Origin of the sequence: Pseudomonas sp. R4-35-07, from assembly GCF_003852235.1 — a bacterium.
In the GTDB taxonomy this organism is placed as follows: domain Bacteria; phylum Pseudomonadota; class Gammaproteobacteria; order Pseudomonadales; family Pseudomonadaceae; genus Aquipseudomonas.
This window is the reverse complement of the sequence record NZ_CP027732.1, coordinates 1,083,709-1,103,346: the sequence shown is the minus strand read 5'-3', so window position 1 is coordinate 1,103,346 and position 19,638 is coordinate 1,083,709. Positions and strand designations below refer to the sequence as shown.

Annotated in this window: 16 protein-coding genes; 11 read left to right on the top strand and 5 right to left on the bottom strand. The window is 61.7% G+C overall.

What is annotated here, in order from left to right:
* Positions 1-6: 6 nt before the first annotated feature.
* A complete protein-coding gene (locus tag C4J89_RS04930; RefSeq protein WP_124413893.1) occupies positions 7-1,518 on the bottom strand; it encodes an efflux transporter outer membrane subunit in 1,512 nt (503 codons plus the stop codon).
* Positions 1,519-1,700: 182 nt separating this feature from the next.
* Here C4J89_RS04930 and C4J89_RS04925 point away from each other — a divergent pair, with 182 nt between their 5' ends.
* From C4J89_RS04925 to C4J89_RS04905, 5 genes are all read left to right on the top strand, one after another.
* Entirely contained in the window at positions 1,701-2,669 is a 969-nt protein-coding gene (locus C4J89_RS04925; RefSeq protein WP_124361375.1) for a LysR family transcriptional regulator, read from the top strand.
* A 121-nt stretch (positions 2,670-2,790) separates the two neighbouring features.
* Positions 2,791-3,765 carry a D-glycerate dehydrogenase gene (locus C4J89_RS04920; protein WP_124361374.1) on the top strand — a complete coding sequence of 325 codons (975 nt, stop codon included), beginning with the start codon at positions 2,791-2,793 and terminating at the stop codon, positions 3,763-3,765.
* A 198-nt stretch (positions 3,766-3,963) separates the two neighbouring features.
* Positions 3,964-4,866: a chemotaxis protein CheV gene (locus C4J89_RS04915; protein ID WP_124369699.1), complete on the top strand. Its 903-nt coding sequence runs from the start codon at positions 3,964-3,966 to the stop codon at positions 4,864-4,866.
* A 3-nt stretch (positions 4,867-4,869) separates the two neighbouring features.
* Positions 4,870-5,352, top strand: a complete 483-nt coding sequence (locus tag C4J89_RS04910) for an N-acetyltransferase (protein WP_124413892.1) — start codon at positions 4,870-4,872, stop codon at positions 5,350-5,352.
* 108 nt (positions 5,353-5,460) lie between these two features.
* Positions 5,461-6,204, top strand: coding sequence for a YkgJ family cysteine cluster protein (locus tag C4J89_RS04905; protein ID WP_124406313.1), 744 nt, complete (start codon positions 5,461-5,463; stop codon positions 6,202-6,204).
* Here the strand turns inward: C4J89_RS04905 and C4J89_RS04900 are convergent.
* On the bottom strand, positions 6,182-6,991 hold the full coding sequence (locus tag C4J89_RS04900; RefSeq protein WP_124413891.1) for a transporter substrate-binding domain-containing protein: 810 nt from the start codon (positions 6,989-6,991) through the stop codon (positions 6,182-6,184). The genes C4J89_RS04905 and C4J89_RS04900 overlap by 23 nt on opposite strands.
* A gap of 165 nt (positions 6,992-7,156) precedes the next feature.
* Positions 7,157-7,390, bottom strand: a complete 234-nt coding sequence (locus tag C4J89_RS04895; RefSeq protein ID WP_124361369.1) for a hypothetical protein — start codon at positions 7,388-7,390, stop codon at positions 7,157-7,159.
* A gap of 212 nt (positions 7,391-7,602) precedes the next feature.
* Between C4J89_RS04895 and C4J89_RS04890 the strand changes: the two genes are divergently transcribed.
* The 6 genes from C4J89_RS04890 (at position 7,603) to C4J89_RS04865 (ending at position 17,302) form a co-directional block, all read left to right on the top strand.
* On the top strand, positions 7,603-8,769 hold the full coding sequence (locus C4J89_RS04890) for an efflux RND transporter periplasmic adaptor subunit (protein ID WP_124413890.1): 1,167 nt from the start codon (positions 7,603-7,605) through the stop codon (positions 8,767-8,769).
* Complete coding sequence (locus C4J89_RS04885) at positions 8,766-11,861, top strand: multidrug efflux RND transporter permease subunit (RefSeq protein ID WP_124413889.1); 3,096 nt, start codon at positions 8,766-8,768, stop codon at positions 11,859-11,861. Before C4J89_RS04890 ends, C4J89_RS04885 begins: the two co-directional genes overlap by 4 nt.
* Before the next feature lie 31 nt (positions 11,862-11,892).
* Positions 11,893-12,570 carry a heavy metal response regulator transcription factor gene (locus C4J89_RS04880; protein WP_124413888.1) on the top strand — a complete coding sequence of 226 codons (678 nt, stop codon included), beginning with the start codon at positions 11,893-11,895 and terminating at the stop codon, positions 12,568-12,570.
* Complete coding sequence (locus C4J89_RS04875) at positions 12,560-13,924, top strand: heavy metal sensor histidine kinase (protein WP_124413887.1); 1,365 nt, start codon at positions 12,560-12,562, stop codon at positions 13,922-13,924. Before C4J89_RS04880 ends, C4J89_RS04875 begins: the two co-directional genes overlap by 11 nt.
* Positions 13,925-14,302: 378 nt before the next feature.
* A complete protein-coding gene (locus tag C4J89_RS04870; RefSeq protein WP_124413886.1) occupies positions 14,303-15,625 on the top strand; it encodes an OprD family porin in 1,323 nt (440 codons plus the stop codon).
* Positions 15,626-15,814: 189 nt separating this feature from the next.
* Positions 15,815-17,302 carry a sensor domain-containing diguanylate cyclase gene (locus C4J89_RS04865; protein ID WP_124413885.1) on the top strand — a complete coding sequence of 496 codons (1,488 nt, stop codon included), beginning with the start codon at positions 15,815-15,817 and terminating at the stop codon, positions 17,300-17,302.
* A 50-nt stretch (positions 17,303-17,352) separates the two neighbouring features.
* Here the strand turns inward: C4J89_RS04865 and lpxC are convergent, their stop codons facing one another.
* Positions 17,353-18,264: a UDP-3-O-acyl-N-acetylglucosamine deacetylase gene (gene lpxC / locus C4J89_RS04860; RefSeq protein ID WP_003171886.1), complete on the bottom strand. Its 912-nt coding sequence runs from the start codon at positions 18,262-18,264 to the stop codon at positions 17,353-17,355.
* A 112-nt stretch (positions 18,265-18,376) separates the two neighbouring features.
* Complete coding sequence (gene ftsZ / locus C4J89_RS04855; RefSeq protein ID WP_003216225.1) at positions 18,377-19,573, bottom strand: cell division protein FtsZ; 1,197 nt, start codon at positions 19,571-19,573, stop codon at positions 18,377-18,379.
* Positions 19,574-19,638 lie beyond the last annotated feature (65 nt).

Below are 19,638 nucleotides of genomic sequence, written 5' to 3'. Positions count from 1 at the left end.
ATCTACTCAGTGATCGAACACGGCCAGCGCCGCAGGGGTCTTGCCGGGGAGGGTCTTGTCGTTGCGCGGTACATCGTCGTCGGCACCGAGGCCACCGCCCAAGGCAGTCACCAGTTCGGCGTGCGCACTCAGGCGTGCGGCCTGTACGTGTTGCGCTATCTGCTGCTGGCGAAACAGCAGGGTCTGGGCATTCAGCACATTGAGGTAGTCGGTGAGGCCCCGTTGATAGGCGATGATCGCGATGTCGTAGGTTTTCTGCGCGGACGCCACCGATTGCGCGGCAAACGCCGCCTGTTTGTCCATGGACTCGCGACGGATCAGTTGATCACTGATGCCCTTGAGCGCATTGACCAGGGTCTGGTTGTAATGCGCCACGGCGATGTCGTAACCGGCGCTGGCTTGCCCCAGTTGCGCACGCAGACGCCCACCGTCGAAGATCGGCAGGGTAATAGCCGGGCCGACGTTGTAATTGAATTTGCTGCCCGCAAGGAACTCCAGCATGCCGCCACCGGTGGCCATGAAACCGAGGCTGCCGACCAGATCGACGTTGGGGTAGAAGCCTGCATGGGCGACGTCGATGCCACGCGCCTGCGCCGCCACCTGCCAGCGACTGGCGACCACATCCGGTCGCTGGCCGAGCAATTGCGCAGGCAAGTTCGAGGGTAATTTCAACGCAGCGGCCAGCGACAGGCTGGGGCGTTGCAACTGCGCACCCTCGCCCGGGCCTTTGCCGGCCAACGCCGCCAGCTGGTTGCGGCTCAGGGCGATTTGCTCATCGAGCGCGTCCAACTGACGATGGGTTTCCGGCAGCGGGGTCTCGGCCTGGCTGACGTCGAAGTGCGTGCCGATCCCGGCGTCCAGGCGTTTGTTGGCCAGATCCAGCATCTGCTGTTGCTGGGCCAAGGTGGCGGCGACGATGTCACGATCGGCGTAATGCAGCGACAACTGAATATAGGCACGCACCACGTTGTTCTGCAGCTCGAGCTGGGCCTGGCGCGCTTGGGCGACGTTCATATGAGCCAGGTCGACGGCACGCTCGGTGGCGTTGCTTTCGCGGCCCCACAGGTCGAGTGCATAACTCAAGCCCAGGGATGAATTGTTATCCCAGGTGTTCGCACCGCTCAATTCGCCGGGGCCGTAGAACTGATCCTTCGGCCAGTTGTGGCGTTTGAGGGTGGTGTCGCTGTCAATCTGCACGGACTCGGCAGACTCCGCCACCCCGGCCATGGCGCGCGCTTCACGCACCCGTGCGGCGGCCATGGCCATACTCGGACTGTTTTGCGTGGCAAGTTCGACCCAGCGGTTCAGTTGCCGATCGCCGTAGGCCTGCCACCATCGGGCGGTGGGCCAGTGGGCGTCGCTGGCGGCGTTCTGAATCGCTTCGTCCGTGGCCAGCTCGTTGGCATTCAAGGATTGGCCCTGGGGGCCGATTCCTGCGGTTCCGATACAGCCGCTGATGGCGAGCGTAAAGGCCCAAACACTGAGAGTCTTCAGCTCTCTGCTGATGCGACGCGGCACGCTGACGAATTCCTGAGAGGGTGTTACGGGGAGAGGTGGCGCAATTCTAGGGCCCGCGATGGGCGCCGATAAGCTGTCATTCCTGTGAATCTTTGTTACCGTTAAGGCGATAATCCGTTGGTAGGGATCACTGGACGGCGCAACTTTCTGTCACAATTTGCCATCTCCCTTGAGAACACCCCATGGACACTTTGCAAAACATGCGCGCGTTCAGTTGCGTTGCAGAGGCCGGCAGCTTCACCGCCGCCGCCGCGCAGCTGGACACTACCACCGCCAACGTCTCGCGCGCGGTCTCAAACCTTGAGGCCCACCTGCAAACCCGCTTGCTCAACCGCACCACTCGCCGCATCGCGCTGACCGAGGCCGGTAAGCGCTATTTGCTGCGCTGCGAGCAGATCCTCGCCTACGTCGAGGAAGCCGAGGCGGAAGCCAGCGACGCCCATGCGCGTCCCGCCGGGCAATTGAAAGTGCACACCATGACCGGTATCGGCCAGCACTTCGTGATCGACGCGATTGCCCGCTACCGCCGCACCCACCCCGACGTGACCTTCGACCTGACGCTCGCCAACCGCGTGCCGGACCTGCTTGATGAGGGCTATGACGTGTCCATCGTGCTGGCCAGCGAACTGCCCGATTCCGGTTTCGTCTCGCAACGCCTGGGCATCACCTACAGCATCGCCTGCGCCTCGCCGGAATACGTCAAAGCCAAGGGCTGCGCACAACGCCCCCAGGATTTGCTCAATCACGCCTGCCTGCGCCTGGTCAGCCCGGTGATCCAGCTGGATAAATGGACCTTCAACGGGCCCGAAGGCCAGGAAAGCGTTGCGGTGAACAGCTCGCCGTTTTTGGTCAATTCGGCCGACGCGATGAAAACCGCGATCACCAGCGGCATGGGCGTCGGCCTGCTGCCGGTGTACGCCGCGATAGAAGGGTTGCGTAACGGCACGCTTGTGCGGGTAATGCCCAACTACCGTTCCCAGGAACTGAACCTGTACGCCATCTACCCGTCGCGCCAATACCTGGATGCGAAGATCAAGACCTGGGTGGAATACTTGCGCGGTTCGTTGCCGGAGATTCTCGCGGCGCATCAAGCGGAATTAGTGGCGTACGAGTTGAGCGGCACCCTGAGCGGTGCGCGTTTGGCGAACTGATTGCTGGCAGACGATAAAGAACCTTGTTGGAGGGAGCTTGCCCTCCCACATGGGTTCAACGGGGTCCTGACAATATGTTAGGTTGCTTGGCATTCTTCCGTAGTCGATGAGCCCGCCTGCCATGAAAAAGACTGTCCTTGCCTTCAGCCGTGTCACCCCGCCAATGATCGAACGCCTGCAACAGGATTTCGAGGTGATTGCGCCCAACCCCAAGCAGGGGGACATCAACGCCCAATTCAACGAAGCCCTGCCCCACGCCCATGGTCTGATCGGCGTGGGCCGCAAGCTGGGCCGCGAACAGCTTGAAGGCGCGCGCCAGCTGGAGGTGGTCTCCAGTGTGTCGGTGGGCTACGACAACTACGATGTCGCCTACTTCAACGAGCGCGGGATCATGCTCACCAATACCCCTGACGTGCTCACCGAGAGCACCGCCGACCTGGCCTTCGCCCTGTTGATGAGCAGCGCACGCCGCGTGGCCGAACTGGACGCCTGGACCAAGGCCGGCCAGTGGAAAGCCAGCGTTGGCGCCCCGTTGTTTGGCTGCGATGTGCACGGCAAGACCCTGGGCATCGTCGGCATGGGCAATATCGGCGCGGCCGTGGCCCGGCGTGGGCGCCTGGGCTTCAATATGCCGATCCTGTACAGCGGCAACAGCCGCAAGAGCGCGCTGGAACAAGAGCTGGGCGCACAGTTTCGCAGCCTGGACCAGCTGCTGGCCGAGGCGGATTTCGTTTGCCTGGTGGTGCCGCTAAGCGACAAGACCCGTCACCTGATCAGCAGCCGGGAACTGGCACTGATGAAGTCCAGTGCGATCCTGATCAACATCTCCCGTGGCCCGGTCGTGGACGAGCCCGCGTTGATCCAGGCCCTGCAAACCCAGCGCATTCGTGGCGCGGGGCTGGATGTGTATGAAAAGGAACCGCTGGCCGAGTCGCCCCTGTTCCAGTTGAGCAATGCGGTGACGCTGCCGCATATCGGTTCGGCGACCCATGAAACCCGCGAAGCCATGGCCAACCGCGCGCTCGACAACCTGCGCAGCGCCCTGCTCGGCCAACGCCCGCAGGACCTGGTGAACCCACAGGTGTGGAAAGGCTGACACCCCGCCCTATTGGAACGCGCTTGTTGTGGCGAGCGAGCTTGCTCGCGCTGGAGTGCGTAGCGCTCCCAGGCTTTTTGGGGCCGCTTCGCAGCCCAGCGGGAGCAAGCTCCCTCGCCACAGGTCACACCTTTAGTTTTTCGTGAGAGGGTCGATAACCTTCCATAGATCGCCACCCCTGATCCACAGAAGGTTTTTATGCCCACCACCAAAGCCCGCGCAGACTCACTTTCGCTTCTGCTCTTTACCTTGCGCAGCGGCAAGCTGATGGCGATCAACCTGCTGAAAGTCAGCGAAATCATCCCCTGCCCTCCGCTGACCAAACTGCCGGAGTCGCACCCTCACGTCAAAGGCATTGCCACGTTGCGCGGTAACTCGTTGGCGGTGATCGACTTGAGCCGCGCCCTGGGCGAGATGCCGTTGCAGGACCCGAACGGCGGCTGCCTGATCGTTACCGATGTCAGCCGTTCCAAGCAGGGCTTGCACGTGCAGGCGGTGAGCAAGATCGTGCATTGCCTGACCACCGATATCCGCCCACCGCCCTATGGCTCCGGCGGCAATCGCGCGTTTATCACCGGGGTGACCCAGGTGGAAGGCGGCCTGGTGCAGGTGCTGGATATCGAGAAAGTCATCCATGGCATCGCCCCGGCGCCGATAGAAGCCGCGCCAACCGACCTGACCATGGAAGAAGCCGAAGTCCTCGGCCATGCACGCATCCTGGTGGTGGACGACAGCCAAGTGGCGCTGCAGCAATCGGTGCATACGCTGCGCAACCTCGGGCTGACGTGTCACACCGCGCGCAGCGCCAAGGAGGCCATCGATGTGCTGCTGGAGCTGCAAGGTACGGGCGAGCAAATCAATGTGGTGGTGTCGGACATCGAAATGTCCGAGATGGACGGTTATGCCCTCACCCGCACGCTGCGCGAAACTCCGGACTTCCAGCAGCTCTACGTACTGTTGCACACCTCCCTGGACAGCGCGATGAACAGTGAAAAAGCGCGCCTGGCCGGCGCCGATGCGGTGCTGACCAAGTTTTCCTCCCCCGAGCTGACCAAGTGCCTGGTGGTGGCTGCGCAAACCGTGGCGCAAAAGGGTTTGTAAGCCTTGGCTGAGTATTTCCAGTTGCTGCGACGCGACCTGACCGGCAGCCTGCCGGCGCCGCAGTGGCCGGCCAATACCCAGCTGGATCACTATCGCGATGAACTGGCCCCGGCGATTCACGCGGTATTGCGCATGACCCAGGATCAGGGCGGTGGCCGTGTCGCGGGCCTTGAGCAATGGCGCCGGCAATTCGTTGACGATGCCGAGTTCGACCCCACGTTGTGCCTGGTAGCCAGTAACGCCGAGGGCATTCTCGGCGTGGCGCAATGCTGGACCAGTGCCTTTATCAAGAACCTCTCGATACACCCCTGCGCCCAGGGCCAGGGGCTTGGCCGAGCGTTGCTGCTGCATGCCTTCCACGTTTTCAAGCAGCGCGGCGAACCCTATGTGGACCTCAAGGTGCTGGAGAGCAATCTGCGCGCGCGGCAGCTGTATGAAAGTGCAGGCATGCGGTTTGTCCTGCGCGACGTGGTTCCTGAGGACTGACGTTCACTGGCGCATAACTTGCTTCCAAAGAGCCCAAGCGGTGGATAGAGGTAAAAACCCGTCACCGCCCAAGCTTGCCCTCTGACCCTGCCTGGTGACAGATCCGCCATGAATACTCACTTTTCCTGCGTAGGTTGTGGCAAATGCTGCTCCGATCACCACGTACCCCTGACCCTCGACGAAGCCCGGCAGTGGGCGGCGGACGGTGGCAATGTCATTGTTCTGGTAGAAGGTTTTCTCGCCAGCGGCCTGGGTTTGCCCCAGCAGCAGCGTGAACATGCCGAACGCCGTTCAGTGGTGGTGCCCAGCGGCAATACCCAGGCATTCGTGGCGATCACCTTTGCGGCCTACAACGCCGGGCGCTGTCGGAATCTTGACGAAGACAATCGCTGCGGCATCTACGAACGACGTCCGCTGGTGTGCCGGATCTATCCGATGGAGATCAATCCGCACATCCCGCTGAACCCGAGCGCCAAGGATTGCCCGCCGGAATCCTGGGAACAGGGGCCGGCGTTGATCGTGGGCGGGGCATTGATGGATGCTGAACTGGCTGAACTGATCCGCCGTTCACGCCAGGCCGACCGTGACGACGTGCAAACCAAGGAGGCCGTGTGTGCCTTGCTGGGGATTCGTACCACCGCGCTCAAGGGCGACGGGTTCACGGCGTATTTGCCGGATATGAATGCGTTTGCCCAAGCCATTGCGTTGGCAACTGACCAGCCGATCACGGCCAACGAGTGGGTGTTTCACGTCTCCGGGATGGAGATTGCCGAACAACTGCTGGATGCCGGTGCGCAGATTGCTACCGAAGTGCCGGCCAATTACGCGTTTATCCCGTTGCGGGCGGCTTGAGGCTCGACGGGTTCACGGGCGCGGTGTCGAGGCGATAGGGTTGGAGGATGCGCTGGTACTCGCCGTTCTGCTTGAGTTGCTCAAGGGCATGGTTGAGTTCGGTACGCAACACGGTATCGGTTTTGCGCAGTGCAATCGCGACACTGTTGCCCAACAGGTCAGACGATACCGGCGGGCCCATGAAATCGAAATCCATGCCTTCAGGCGTGTCGAGCAAGGCCTCTCGGATTTCCACGGCGCCCTGCAGCGTCGCATCGATCTCGCCCGCAACCAGGCTGCGCACCAGTTGGTCGTTGAGCCAGTAGCTCTCGATGATCACGCCAGCCGGCGCCCACTGCGACCGGGCAAAGGCTTCGCGATTGCTCCTGACCAACACTCCGACCCGCTTGCCCTTGAGTAACCGCTTGTGCGGGCTCAAGCCCGAGTTTCTGCGGGCCACCAGCCAGGTGGTGATCGGGTAGAGGTCATCGCTGAAGTTGACTCTCTGCTGTCGACTCAAGGTCGGTGCCATCCCCATGATCGCGTCAAATTGCCGGGCATCGAGGGCGGGGAAGTTTTCCATGACGATCTGGTCGACCCACGTGCAATGCACATTGAGCTGCACGCACAGGGCGTTACCCAATTCGATATTGAGCCCCACCAATTGCCCTTGCGCATTACGGCTTTGAAAGGGGGGAAAATGCGCCGCGACAGCGAAGCGGATTTCGCGTCGCGGCGGCTCGGCGGCGGCCATGGCCTCCACCGATAACAGGAGGGCAAGCGCCACACAGAAATGTATCAAAGCCACGGGAAACGTCCTTTTCCGGAGAGAGCTGCGTCGCCATGTCCCGATACAAATGATCAGGGCAAGGCGATGCTGCGCAAGCTTTCAAGAAACGGTCGCGGACCTACAATAAGAAATATCGACGCGAGTTGTAGGCAACTGCCTATACGGCGAATATGCGCATTACTCTCAACGTTTACCCATCGAACGACGCGTACCCGGCGGCGCCATGCCCGGCGTTTTGGTATGGCCATTCTTCGCGCCACCTTTGTACCAGGGCTGGGCGGCCTGCTTGGCCCCAGCCAGTTCACCCGGGTTGAAAGGGAACTTGAACGCCGGGATTTCGGCTTTTTCAACGCCGTCGGCATCGACCGAATCGACGAGGTCGACCGCTTCAACGGGGGGTTGGATCGGGGAAGTCATAAGGGCTCCGGCGCAGCAATGTGTGTAAAGGCGTGAGTATACGGGGCCGGAGCTTTCAGCGGTAAGCTTCAAGCCGCAAGTTAAAATCGCTCAGCTGTCACGGCTGTCAGTTTGCAGTCATCGTGCTGACCGGCTTACGGGGTTATAAGGCATTCACATAAACTTGCAGCTCGCAGCTTGAAACTTGCAACTGCGCTTTTGGCGTTCCTCCTATGCCCATAAAACGAAACACGGCCCTGCTGGTGGGCGCCCTTCTGGTCCTGGCGCTGGCAGCCTGGACTTTGACTCGGCCCGCCAAGGCCCGGCTGGCGGCACCCAGCGCTATTCCCGTGCGCGTGGTGAGCGTGGCGCAACAGGATGTCCCGCGGTTCGTCAGCGGCATTGGCACGGTGTTGTCGTTGCACAGCGTGGTGATCCGCCCGCAGATCGACGGCATCCTCACCCGCTTGCTGGTCAAGGAAGGCCAACAGGTAAAGGCCGGCGACCTGCTGGCGACCATCGATGACCGCTCGATCCGCGCCAGCCTCGACCAGGCCAAGGCCCAGCTGGGGGAAAGCCAGGCGCAGCTGCAAGTGGCGCAGGTCAACCTCAAGCGCTACAAGGAACTGAGTATCGACGACGGCGTGTCGAAGCAGACCTACGACCAGCAACACGCTCTGGTGAACCAGCTCAAGGCCACCGTGCAGGGCAACCAGGCGGCGATTGATTCGGCTCAAGTACAACTTTCCTACACCCAGATTCGTTCCCCCGTCAGTGGTCGCGTTGGCATTCGCACGGTGGATGAAGGCAACTTCCTGCGCATGAGCGATACCCAAGGGTTGTTCTCGGTCACCCAGATCGACCCGATCGCGGTTGAGTTTTCCCTGCCGCAGCAGATGTTGCCGACCTTGCAAGGCCTGATCGCCGCCCCGCAAAAAGCCAGCGTCGATGCCTACCTGGGGGCCGATACCGACGGCCAGACCGGCGACCTGCTGGGGGAAGGCCACTTGAGCCTGATTGACAACCAGATCAGTTCCACCACCGGCACCCTGCGCGCCAAGGCCGAGTTCCCGAACGGCACGCAGAAGCTGTGGCCGGGGCAACTGGTGACCATCAAGATCCAGACCGCCGTCGACAGGAATGCCCTGGTGGTGCCGCCGACGGTGGTGCAGCGTGGCCTGGACTCACATTTCGTGTACCGGCTCAACGGTGAGCAGGTGGAGGTGGTGCCCGTGCAGGTCACCTACCAGAACAGTGAGCTGAATATCATCAAGGGCGTGCAGGCCGGGGATGTGCTGGTCAGCGATGGTCAGTCGCGGCTCAAGGCCGGCGCCCAGGTGCAAGTGCTCAAGGAACCGCCGCAGGTGATCCAGACCGTCGACGCCAAGGTGCAGCCATGAGCGGCAGCCGCTCGCCTTCGGCCTGGTGCGTCGATCACCCGGTCGCCACCCTGCTGCTGACCTTTGCCTTGGTGCTGCTGGGGATCATTGCCTTCCCGCGGCTGGCCGTTGCGCCACTGCCGGAAGCGGAGTTTCCGACGATCCAGGTCACCGCGCAATTGCCCGGCGCCAGCCCGGACACGATGGCCTCATCGGTGGCGACGCCGCTCGAGGTGCAATTCAGCGCCATCCCCGGCATGACCCAGATGACCTCCAGCAGCGCCTTGGGCTCAAGCCTCTTGACCCTGCAATTCACTCTGGACAAAAGCATCGACACCGCCGCCCAGGAAGTGCAGGCCGCGATCAATACCGCCTCCGGCAAGTTACCCAGCGATATGCCGAGCCTGCCGACCTGGAAGAAGGTCAACCCGGCCGACAGCCCGGTGCTGATCCTCAGCGTCAGCTCCGCGAGCATGCCGAGCACGGAACTGAGCGACTACGTGGAAACCCTGCTGGCGCGTCAGATCAGCCAGATCGACGGTGTCGGCCAGATCAACATCACCGGCCAGCAGCGCCCGGCGATTCGCGTGCAGGCCTCCCCCGACAAACTCGCGGCGGTCGGCTTGACGCTAGCGGACATCCGCCTGGCCATCCAGCAATCGAGCCTGAACCTGGCCAAAGGCGCGATATACGGGGCCAACAGCGTGTCGACCCTGTCGACCAACGATCAACTGTTTCACCCCGACGACTACGGCCAGTTGATTGTGTCCTACAAGAACGGCGCACCCGTGCAGTTGCGCGATATCGCCAAAGTCGTCAACGGTTCGGAAAACGCCTACGTGCAGGCCTGGTCCGGCGATACGCCGGGGGTCAACCTGGTGATTTCGCGCCAGCCGGGGGCGAATATCGTCGACACGGTCGACCGCATCCAGCAAGCGCTGCCGCGCCTGGAAGCCATGCTGCCGGCCTCGGTGCAGGTCAGTGTACTGACCGACCGCACCAAGACCATCCGCGCCTCGTTGCATGAAGTGGAAATGACCCTGCTGATCGCCATCCTGCTGGTGGTGGCGGTGATGGCGCTGTTCCTGCGCCAACTGTCGGCGACGTTGATTGTGTCTGCCGTGCTCGGTGTGTCGCTGGTGGCCAGTTTCGCGCTGATGTATGTGATGGGCTTCAGCTTGAACAACCTGACCCTGGTCGCCATCGTGATTGCCGTGGGCTTTGTGGTGGACGATGCGATCGTGGTGGTGGAAAACATTCACCGTCACCTGGAGGCCGGCCTGGGCAAGCGCGAAGCCGCGATCAAAGGCTCCGGCGAAATCGGCTTTACCGTGGTGTCCATCAGCTTCTCGCTGGTGGCGGCGTTTATTCCACTGCTGTTCATGGGCGGCGTGGTCGGGCGGCTGTTCAAGGAATTTGCGCTGACGGCCACCTCCACCATCCTGATTTCGGTGGTGGTTTCGCTGACCCTGGCGCCCACCCTCGCCGCACTGTTCATGCGTGCGCCAACCCATCACGCCCATGCCAACCCCACCTTCAGCGAGCGCCTGCTGGCCGGTTATGCGCGCAACCTGCGGCGAGCCCTGGCCCATCAACGCAGCATGGCGGCGATCTTCGTGGTCACCCTGGCCCTGGCCGTGGTCGGCTATGTGTTTATCCCCAAGGGCTTCTTCCCGGTGCAGGACACCGGTTTCGTGCTGGGCACCAGCGAGGCGGCAGCCGATGTGTCGTACCCGGACATGGTCGCCAAGCACAAGGCACTGGCCGACATCGTCCAGGCCGACCCGGCGGTACAAGCTTTCTCCCACTCGGTGGGTGTGACCGGCAGCAACCAGACCATCGCCAACGGGCGCTTCTGGATCGCCTTGAAAGACCGGGGTGATCGCGATGTGTCGGCCAGCCAGTTCATCGACCGCATCCGCCCGCAACTGGCGAAGGTGCCGGGCATCGTCCTGTACCTGCGCGCCGGCCAGGATATCAACTTGAGCTCCGGCCCCAGCCGCGCCCAGTACCAATACGTACTCAAGAGCAACGACGGCCCGACCTTGAACACCTGGACCCAGCGCCTCACCGAAAAACTGCGCAGCAACCCGGCCTTTCGGGACCTGTCCAACGACCTGCAATTGGGCGGCAGCATCACCCACATCACCATCGACCGCCAGGCCGCGGCGCGTTTTGGCCTGACCGCCACCGACGTCGACCAGGCGCTGTACGACGCGTTCGGCCAGCGCCAGATCAACGAATACCAGACCGAGATCAACCAGTACCAGGTGGTGCTGGAGCTGGACCGCCAACAGCGCGGCAAGGCCGAGAGCCTGAACTATTTTTACCTGCGCTCGCCGCTGACCAACGAGATGGTGCCACTGTCGGCGCTGGCCAGGGTCGACCCACCGAGCGTGGGGCCGTTGTCCATCAGCCATGACGGCATGTTCCCGGCCGCCAACCTGTCGTTCAACCTGGCCCCCGGCGTGGCACTGGGGGATGCGGTGATCATGCTCAACCAGGCCAAGAATGACATCGGCATGCCCAGTACGATCATCGGTAATTTCCAGGGCGCGGCCCAGGCCTTCCAGAGCTCGCTGGCCAGCCAGCCGTGGCTGATCCTCGCGGCACTGGTCGCGGTCTACATTATCCTGGGCGTGCTGTACGAGAGTTTCGTGCACCCGCTGACGATCATTTCCACCTTGCCCTCGGCGGGCCTGGGCGCGTTGATCATGCTGTGGCTGCTGGGCCAGGACTTTTCGATCATGGCCTTGATCGGCCTGGTGCTGCTGATCGGCATCGTCAAGAAAAATGGCATCCTGATGATCGACTTCGCCCTGGAGGCCCAGCGCGTACGCGGCCTGGCGCCTGAGGACGCGATCTACGAAGCCTGCGTCACGCGGTTCCGGCCGATCATCATGACCACCCTCGCCGCCCTGCTTGGCGCGGTGCCGTTGATGCTCGGCTCAGGCCCTGGCGCGGAGCTGCGCCAGCCTCTGGGCATCGCCGTGGTCGGCGGCTTGCTGGTGAGCCAGGCGCTGACGCTGTTCACCACGCCGGTCATATACTTGTACCTTGAACGATTTTTCCACAGGCCCAAACCAGCGCTCGCGCTGGCGACCACACACTGAGGCCAAGGCCCCGCCCTGGAACAAATGGCTGATGCGCGTCCTGATTATTGAAGATGAAGAAAAAACCGCGGACTACCTGTACCGTGGCCTGACGGAGCAAGGCTACACCGTCGACGTGGCGCGCGAGGGCGTCGAGGGGTTGCACCTGGCGCTGGAGAACGACTACGCGGTGATCGTGCTCGACGTGATGCTGCCGGCGCTCGACGGGTTTGGCGTATTGCGTGCTTTACGCGCACGCAAACAGACACCGGTGATCATGCTCACCGCCCGCGAGCGCGTGGAAGACCGCATCCGTGGCCTGCGCGAAGGCGCCGACGACTACCTGGGCAAGCCGTTTTCGTTCCTGGAACTGGTGGCGCGCCTGCAGGCGTTGACCCGCCGCAGTGGCGGCCATGAGCCGGTGCAGGTGACGGTCGCCGATCTGTGGATCGACCTGATCAGCCGCAAGGCCAGTCGCAACGGTGTGCGCCTGGACCTGACCGCCAAGGAGTTCTCGTTGCTCAGCGTATTGGCGCGACGCCAAGGTGAAATCCTGTCAAAGACGGCGATCGCCGAGATGGTCTGGGACATCAATTTCGACAGCGACGCCAACGTGGTCGAAGTGGCGATCAAGCGTCTGCGCGCCAAACTCGATGGGCCGTTCGAGCACAAGCTGCTGCACACCATTCGTGGCATGGGCTACGTGCTGGAGAACCGCAGTGCCGACTAACTCCATCGCCCTGCGCCTGAGCGGCATGTTCACCCTGGTGGCGCTGCTGATCTTCGTGCTGATCGGCGGCGCGCTGTACCAGCAAGTGGATCGCGGCCTGGGACTGTTGCCGGGGGCCGAGCTGGATGCGCGCTACAGCGTGCTCGAATCCTCGGTGAACCGCTTCGGCACGCCGGAGCATTGGGTCAAGATCAAGGCCAAGCTCAAGCTGCTGGGGGAGGAAGACAAGCGCATTCGCTTTTGGGTGGTCAGCAGCGACCCAAGTTACGAATACGGTGAACCGGATGCGCAGATTCGCGCCTTTGCCCAGGGCCCGACCGGTAAACGGGACCTGCACCTGCCCGGCCACGATTACCCGTTCAAGGTGCTGGTGAGCCAGTTTGCCGCCAAGGATCAACGCCCACCGCTGCGCTTCATGATCGCCATCGACACCGAGAATTTCCGCGCCACCCAGCATCATCTGCTGGTAGCACTGATCAGCCTGGCGCTGGTCGGCGTGGTGATGGCCTCGTTGCTGGGCTTCTGGGTGTCGCGCATCGGCCTCAAGCCACTGGAAAAACTCTCGGACGAAGCACAGAAACTCGCGCCGCCCAAACTCTCCGGGCGCCTGCAACTGTCACCGCTGCCGCCGGAACTGAGCCAGTTCGTCAACTCGTTCAACGCCACCCTCGACCGCGTCGAACTCGCCTACTCGCGCCTCGAATCCTTCAATGCCGACGTGGCCCATGAACTGCGCTCGCCGCTGACCAACCTGATCGGCCAGACCCAGGTCGCGCTGACGCGCGGGCGTTCGGCCGAGCATTATTTCGAGGTGCTGCAATCGAACCTGGAAGAGCTGGAACGGCTGCGCTCGATCATCAACGACATGCTGTTCCTCGCCAGTGCCGACCAGGGCAGCAAGGCCACCAAGCTGATTGAAAGCTCCCTGGCCGATGAAGTCGCCACCACCCTCGACTACTTGGACTTCATCTTCGAAGATGCCCAGGTTCAGGTGCGGGTACAGGGCGACGCCCAGGTGCATATCGAAAAAGCCCATCTGCGCCGCGCACTGATCAACCTGTTGAGCAATGCGGTGCAGCACACCGCGCCTGGGCAGGTCATCGACGTGAACATCGATGTGCTGGAGCATCAGGTAACGATCGGCGTGACCAACCCAGGCGCGGTGATTGCCAGCGAGCACCTGCCTCGACTGTTCGAACGTTTCTATCGGGTGGATGCGTCGCGCAGCAACAGCGGGGCCAATCACGGGTTGGGGCTGGCTATCGTCAAGGCGATTGCGTTGATGCATGGAGGGGATGTGTTTGTGCGCAGCGACGCCAATGGCAATACCTTCGGCATTACTCTGCCAGCCTGAACACTCGATAAATGTGGGAGGGGGCTTGCCCCCGATGGCGGCGGCTCAGCTACAAATGAGCCAGCTGACCCACCGCTATCGGGAGCAAGCCCCCTCCCACAATGGGAACCACCGCCAGCCAACTGTTGCGGTTTGGGCAACAGTCATTATCTTGTTACACTCTGTATCGCACCGCTCGCCTGCGTTACTTTGACGCATCGATGAGCGCGACGGCAAAAGCAGCCAGCCTCACCCGAATTTCCCTCGACTTATTTCCAGGGCTCTACACTGGGAATCTGTCTTAAAGCCGCTGACTTCAGCGGCTTTTTTTTGCCGTAAAAAAGGCCAGGCACACCCCACGACATTGGCCGTTCATGATTGACCAAAGGAGCTCCACCGGTGAAGAACTCGCTGACGTTCACCCCGTTATTCCTCGCCATCGCAGCAACGATCACTCCCCTTGCCCACGGGGCAGACGCCACGCCCACCGAGGGTTTCGTCGAGGGTTCGCACCTCACGATCGACACCCGCAACTACTACATGAATCGCGACCGTCGCGACATTCACACCGATGACAGCAAGGAATGGGGCCAGGGCTTTATCGGTACCTTCACCTCCGGCTACACCCAAGGCACCGTAGGCGTCGGCCTGGACCTCAATGCCATGCTCGGCCTCAAACTCGACGGCGGCGGTGGCACCGACGGTTCCAGCATCCTTCCGTACGGCAGCGGCAACGGCAAGGCGCCCGGCACGTTCTCCACCGCTGGCGGCACCTTGAAACTGCGCGCGTTCGATACCGAGTTGAAGGCCGGCGACCTGTTCCTCAACAACCCGGTGATCGCCGGCGGCATGACCCGCATGCTGCCGCAGACGTTTCGCGGCGTGAGCCTGGCCAACCACAGCCTCGACGGCTGGATGTTCGAAGGCGGCCAGGCCAGCTTCACCAAGCTCTACAACCAGAGCGGCCACCGGCGCATCGGCACCAGCTACGGCGCATTGCCAGCCAACGCCGACGCCCAGCACCTGAACTGGGCCGGTGTAGCGTTCAGCGGCATCCCCGGGTTGACCAGCAACCTGTACGCCGCTGAACTCAAGGACGTGTGGCACCAGTACTACTACGACCTCGAGTACACCTATGCACTGAACGACCTGGTCAGCCTGACCCCCGGCCTGCATTACTACCACACCCAGGACACCGGCCAGGCACTGCTGGGCGCTATCGACAACAACACCTACAGCCTCCATATGACCCTGGGCGTGGGCAACCACAGCGTTACCGCCGCCTACCAGCGGGTCAACGGCAACACGCCGTTCGACTACATTACCCAGGGTGACAGCGTGTACCTGGACAACTCCCAGCAATACTCGGACTTCAACGGCCCCAACGAGCGTTCGTGGAAGCTCAAATACGCCTACGACTTCACCGGTGTCGGCCTGCCCGGCCTGACATCCGCCGTGTCGTATATCAGCGGCAAGACCGACCTGACCACGGTAGACCCGAACAGCCGGGGCTACAGCAGCTGGTACAGCGCCGACGGCAAGAATGCCAGGCACTGGGAGCGCGATATCGACCTGAAATACGTGGTGCAGGGCGGCAAGGCCAAGGACCTGGCGGTACGCCTGCAATGGGCGACCAACCGTGGCGGCAATGGCTACTCGGCGGTGGATCGGGATGTGGATGAGTACCGCGTGATCGTCGACTACCCAATCAACGTGTTCTAACCACGATCTCACTGACAAAGAAGATCCAATGTGGGAGGGGGCTTGCTCCCGATGGCAGAGTGTCAGTCAATAATACTTTGACTGATTCGCCGCCATCGGGAGCAAGCCCCCTCCCACATTTTTTGCTTCTGCGCCATCTTCCAGAGTTGCTACTACGCTAAAGGCATCCTCAGAGCAGAAGTACGCCCGATGAGTTCAAGCCTTGCCCGCCCTACCCGCCGCCCGGAACGCCTGCTGATCCTGAGCAGCACCCTCACGGTGTTGCTGATCGTAGGCATCGTCATCGCACTGTTGAATCGCGAACACGCCAACACCTTGCAGACCGCCAAGCGCACCGCCACTACCATTACCCAGTTGATCGATGCCGATGTGCTACGCAACGTCGAGCTCTATGACATGGCCCTCAAAGGCCTGATCGCCGCGACCGAGCGCACTGACCTGCAGGGCGTGTCCGCGAGCATCCGGCACCTGGTGCTGTTCGACCGCTCCGCCACAGCGCCGTACAAAGGCGACATCCTGTTGCTGGGCCCGAGCGGCGAGGTGATTGCCGACTCGTCCCTGCTCACGCCCAAGGCCGGCAACTTCGCCGACCGCGACTATTTCCAGATTCATCGCACCAATCCCGACATCGGGCTGTATATCAGTCGCCCGTTCAGGGCCCGCTGCGAATGCGATGACCCGTGGCGCATTGCATTCAGCCGCCGCGTTTCGTCGTCGGACGGGCGCTTCCTGGGTGTGGCTGTCGCCTCCATGCGTCTGTCGTACTTCCACCAACTGTTCAGCAGCCTGAATATCGGCAGCAACAGCACCATCAACCTGCTCAACCACCAGGGCATCCTGCTGGCGCAAGAACCGTTGCTGGAAGCGGATATCATCAACAAGGACCTGAGCCAGCGGCCCAATGTGGCGCGCATGCTGCGCGAGCGAGACGGCACTTTCCGCAGCGTCTCCAGCCTCGACCAGCTGCCTCGGCTCTACAGTTTCTCGAACGTGGGCGATTTGCCGCTGATCGTCGCGGTGGCGTTGGCCAGCGACGAAGTGTTCGCGCCATGGCGACGAGCGGCGTGGCTGGTCAGTCTCGCGACGGGGGTGCTCTGCATTGGCCTGTTGTGGCTGACCTGGGCGCTGTGCATGGAGCTGCGACGGCGTCACCGGGCCGAGCAGGTGCTGTCAGAACTGGCAGGTACCGATGCCCTCACTGGCCTGGCCAACCGCCGCACTCTCGATGAACGCCTGCGCCTGGAATGGGACCGCGCGCAACGTTCAACCGAGCCGTTGACGGTGCTGATGATCGACGTGGACCACTTCAAGGCCTTCAATGATCGCCATGGCCACCAGGGCGGGGACGACGCACTGCGCACGGTGGCGCAGGTGATCGACAGCAATATCCGCCGCCCGGCCGACCTTGCCGCACGTTACGGCGGTGAAGAATTCGCGGTGGTGCTGCCCGATACCGACGCCAAGGGCGCGTGGGTGATCGCCGAGCATATCCGCAGTGGTGTTGAGCACTTGCCACGGCCGGCATGGGACGAGCAGCCGATTACCGTGAGCATCGGCATGAGTACCTGGGAGAAGCGCAGCGGTATGTCCCTCGAGGACTTGCTGCTCAGGGCCGACCAGGCGTTGTATGAGGCCAAGCACAGTGGCCGCAATCGGACGATCAACGCCGGGGCATAAAAAAAGGCCACCCGAAGGCAGCCTTTAAAACTAAAGAAGAGAGTTGTTACTTACACCGCCGCAACGGGACGCATGTAAGAGATCGGTGCGGTGCTGGCATCTTCGAAGGTCACGACTTCCCAAGCGTCTGTCTGCTCAATCAACTTGCGCAGCAGCTGGTTGTTAAGGGCGTGGCCCGACTTGAAGCCTTTGAACTCGCCTATCAGGCTATTGCCCAGCAGGTAGAGGTCACCGATTGCATCGAGGATCTTGTGCTTCACGAATTCGTCTTCATAGCGAAGGCCGTCTTCGTTCAGTACACCATCCGCGTCGACCACAATGGCGTTTTCAACGCTGCCGCCGAGTGCGAGGTTGTGCTTGCGCAGGTACTCGATGTCACTCATGAAACCAAAGGTACGGGCGCGGCTGACTTCTTTTACGAACGAAGTGCTGGAAAAATCCACGCTTGCACTTTGGGTGCGGTCACGGAACACCGGGTGATCGAAATCGATCTCAAAGCTCACTTTAAAGCCTTCGAACGGGACGAAGGTGGCGCGCTTGTCGCCGTCTTCTACTGTCACTTCCCGCAGAATGCGAATGAACTTCTTGGCTGCGTCCTGTTCTTCCAGGCCGGCAGATTGAATCAGGAATACGAAGGGTCCAGCGCTGCCATCCATGATCGGGACTTCGGACGCGGAGAGCTCGACGTAGGCGTTATCGATGCCCAAACCGGCCATGGCCGAGAGCAAGTGCTCCACCGTGTCCACTTTGACGTCACCGTTGACCAATGTGGTCGACATAGTGGTTTCGCCAACGTTTTCCGCGCGAGCAGGTATCTGCACCACAGGGTCCAGGTCGGCACGCACAAACACGATGCCGGTGTCGACAGGTGCAGGCTTGAGGGTCAGGTATACCTTTTCCCCGGAGTGCAGACCTACACCTGTGGCACGAATAATATTCTTCAGGGTGCGTTGTTTAATCATGGCTTGGACCGCTTCAGCGCAAATTGCGAACTGGTATCAACAAAGGCTGGCGATAATAGCAGACCAGACCTTTGCTGAACACCAATCACCTTCATAGCCCTGATACATTCCATTAATCGGCCTGACGACGCAGGAATGCCGGGATGTCCAGGTAGTCCAGATCGTCTTGCGGATTCGGGCTACGGGACGCCGCAGCACCGGCCTGAGCCTGGTTGCGCATCACGGTCGGACGGTCCAGGTCACGGTAGTTCACCGACGGCAGTTCCTGGCGCGAAGGCGCTGGAGCGGCCGCTTGCTGGCTGGCGTGGCTGGTATGGACGGTATTGTCGATGACCTTTACAGGCTTCTCGATTTTTGCGCCCAGGCCGGTCGCAACCACGGTCACGTGCAGTTCGTCGCGCATGTCCGGGTCGATAACGGTGCCGACCTTGACCATGGCGTGCTCGGATGCGAAGGCTTCGATGATGCTACCCACGTCGGAGTACTCACCCAGGGACAGGTCTGGACCTGCGGTGATATTCACCAGGATGCCGCGCGCGCCTTGCAGGTTCACATCTTCCAGCAGCGGGTTGCGGATGGCCGCTTCGGTGGCTTCGCGTGCACGGTTAGGACCGCTGGCGCAGCCAGTGCCCATCATCGCCATGCCCATTTCGCTCATGACAGTCCGTACGTCGGCAAAGTCGACGTTGATCATGCCCGGGCGCTTGATGATGTCGGAGATACCGCGAACGGCACCGGCCAGTACATCGTCAGCCTTGGCAAACGCGGACAGCAGGCTGGCGTCCTTGCCCAGAATGGTCAGCAGTTTCTCGTTGGGAATGGTGATCAACGAGTCGACGCTTTCAGACAGCAGACGGATGCCTTCGTCGGCGATCTGCATGCGCTTGCGGCCTTCGAACGGGAACGGACGCGTCACGACAGCGACGGTCAGAATCCCCATTTCCTTGGCCACTTCGGCAATGATCGGCGCTGCACCGGTACCGGTACCGCCGCCCATGCCGGTGGTGATGAACACCATGTTGGTGCCTTGCAGCACTTCGGCAATACGCTCGCGGTCTTCCAGGGCGGCTTGACGGCCGACTTCCGGATTGGCGCCAGCGCCGAGGCCCTTGGTCACGGCTGTGCCCAATTGCAGGATGGTCCGCGCGCCGATGCTTTTCAGCGCCTGGGCATCAGTGTTGGCGCAGATGAATTCAACGCCTTCAATGTTGCTCTTGACCATATGGTTGACAGCGTTGCCGCCGCCACCGCCGACACCGATTACTTTGATAACCGGGCTAGCGGGGATGTTGTCTACGAGTTCAAACATGTTCCCTCTCCTTTCGTTTTCTCTAGTTTTTTCGCCTACTGCTTATTACGGGTGTTGCGGTGTAG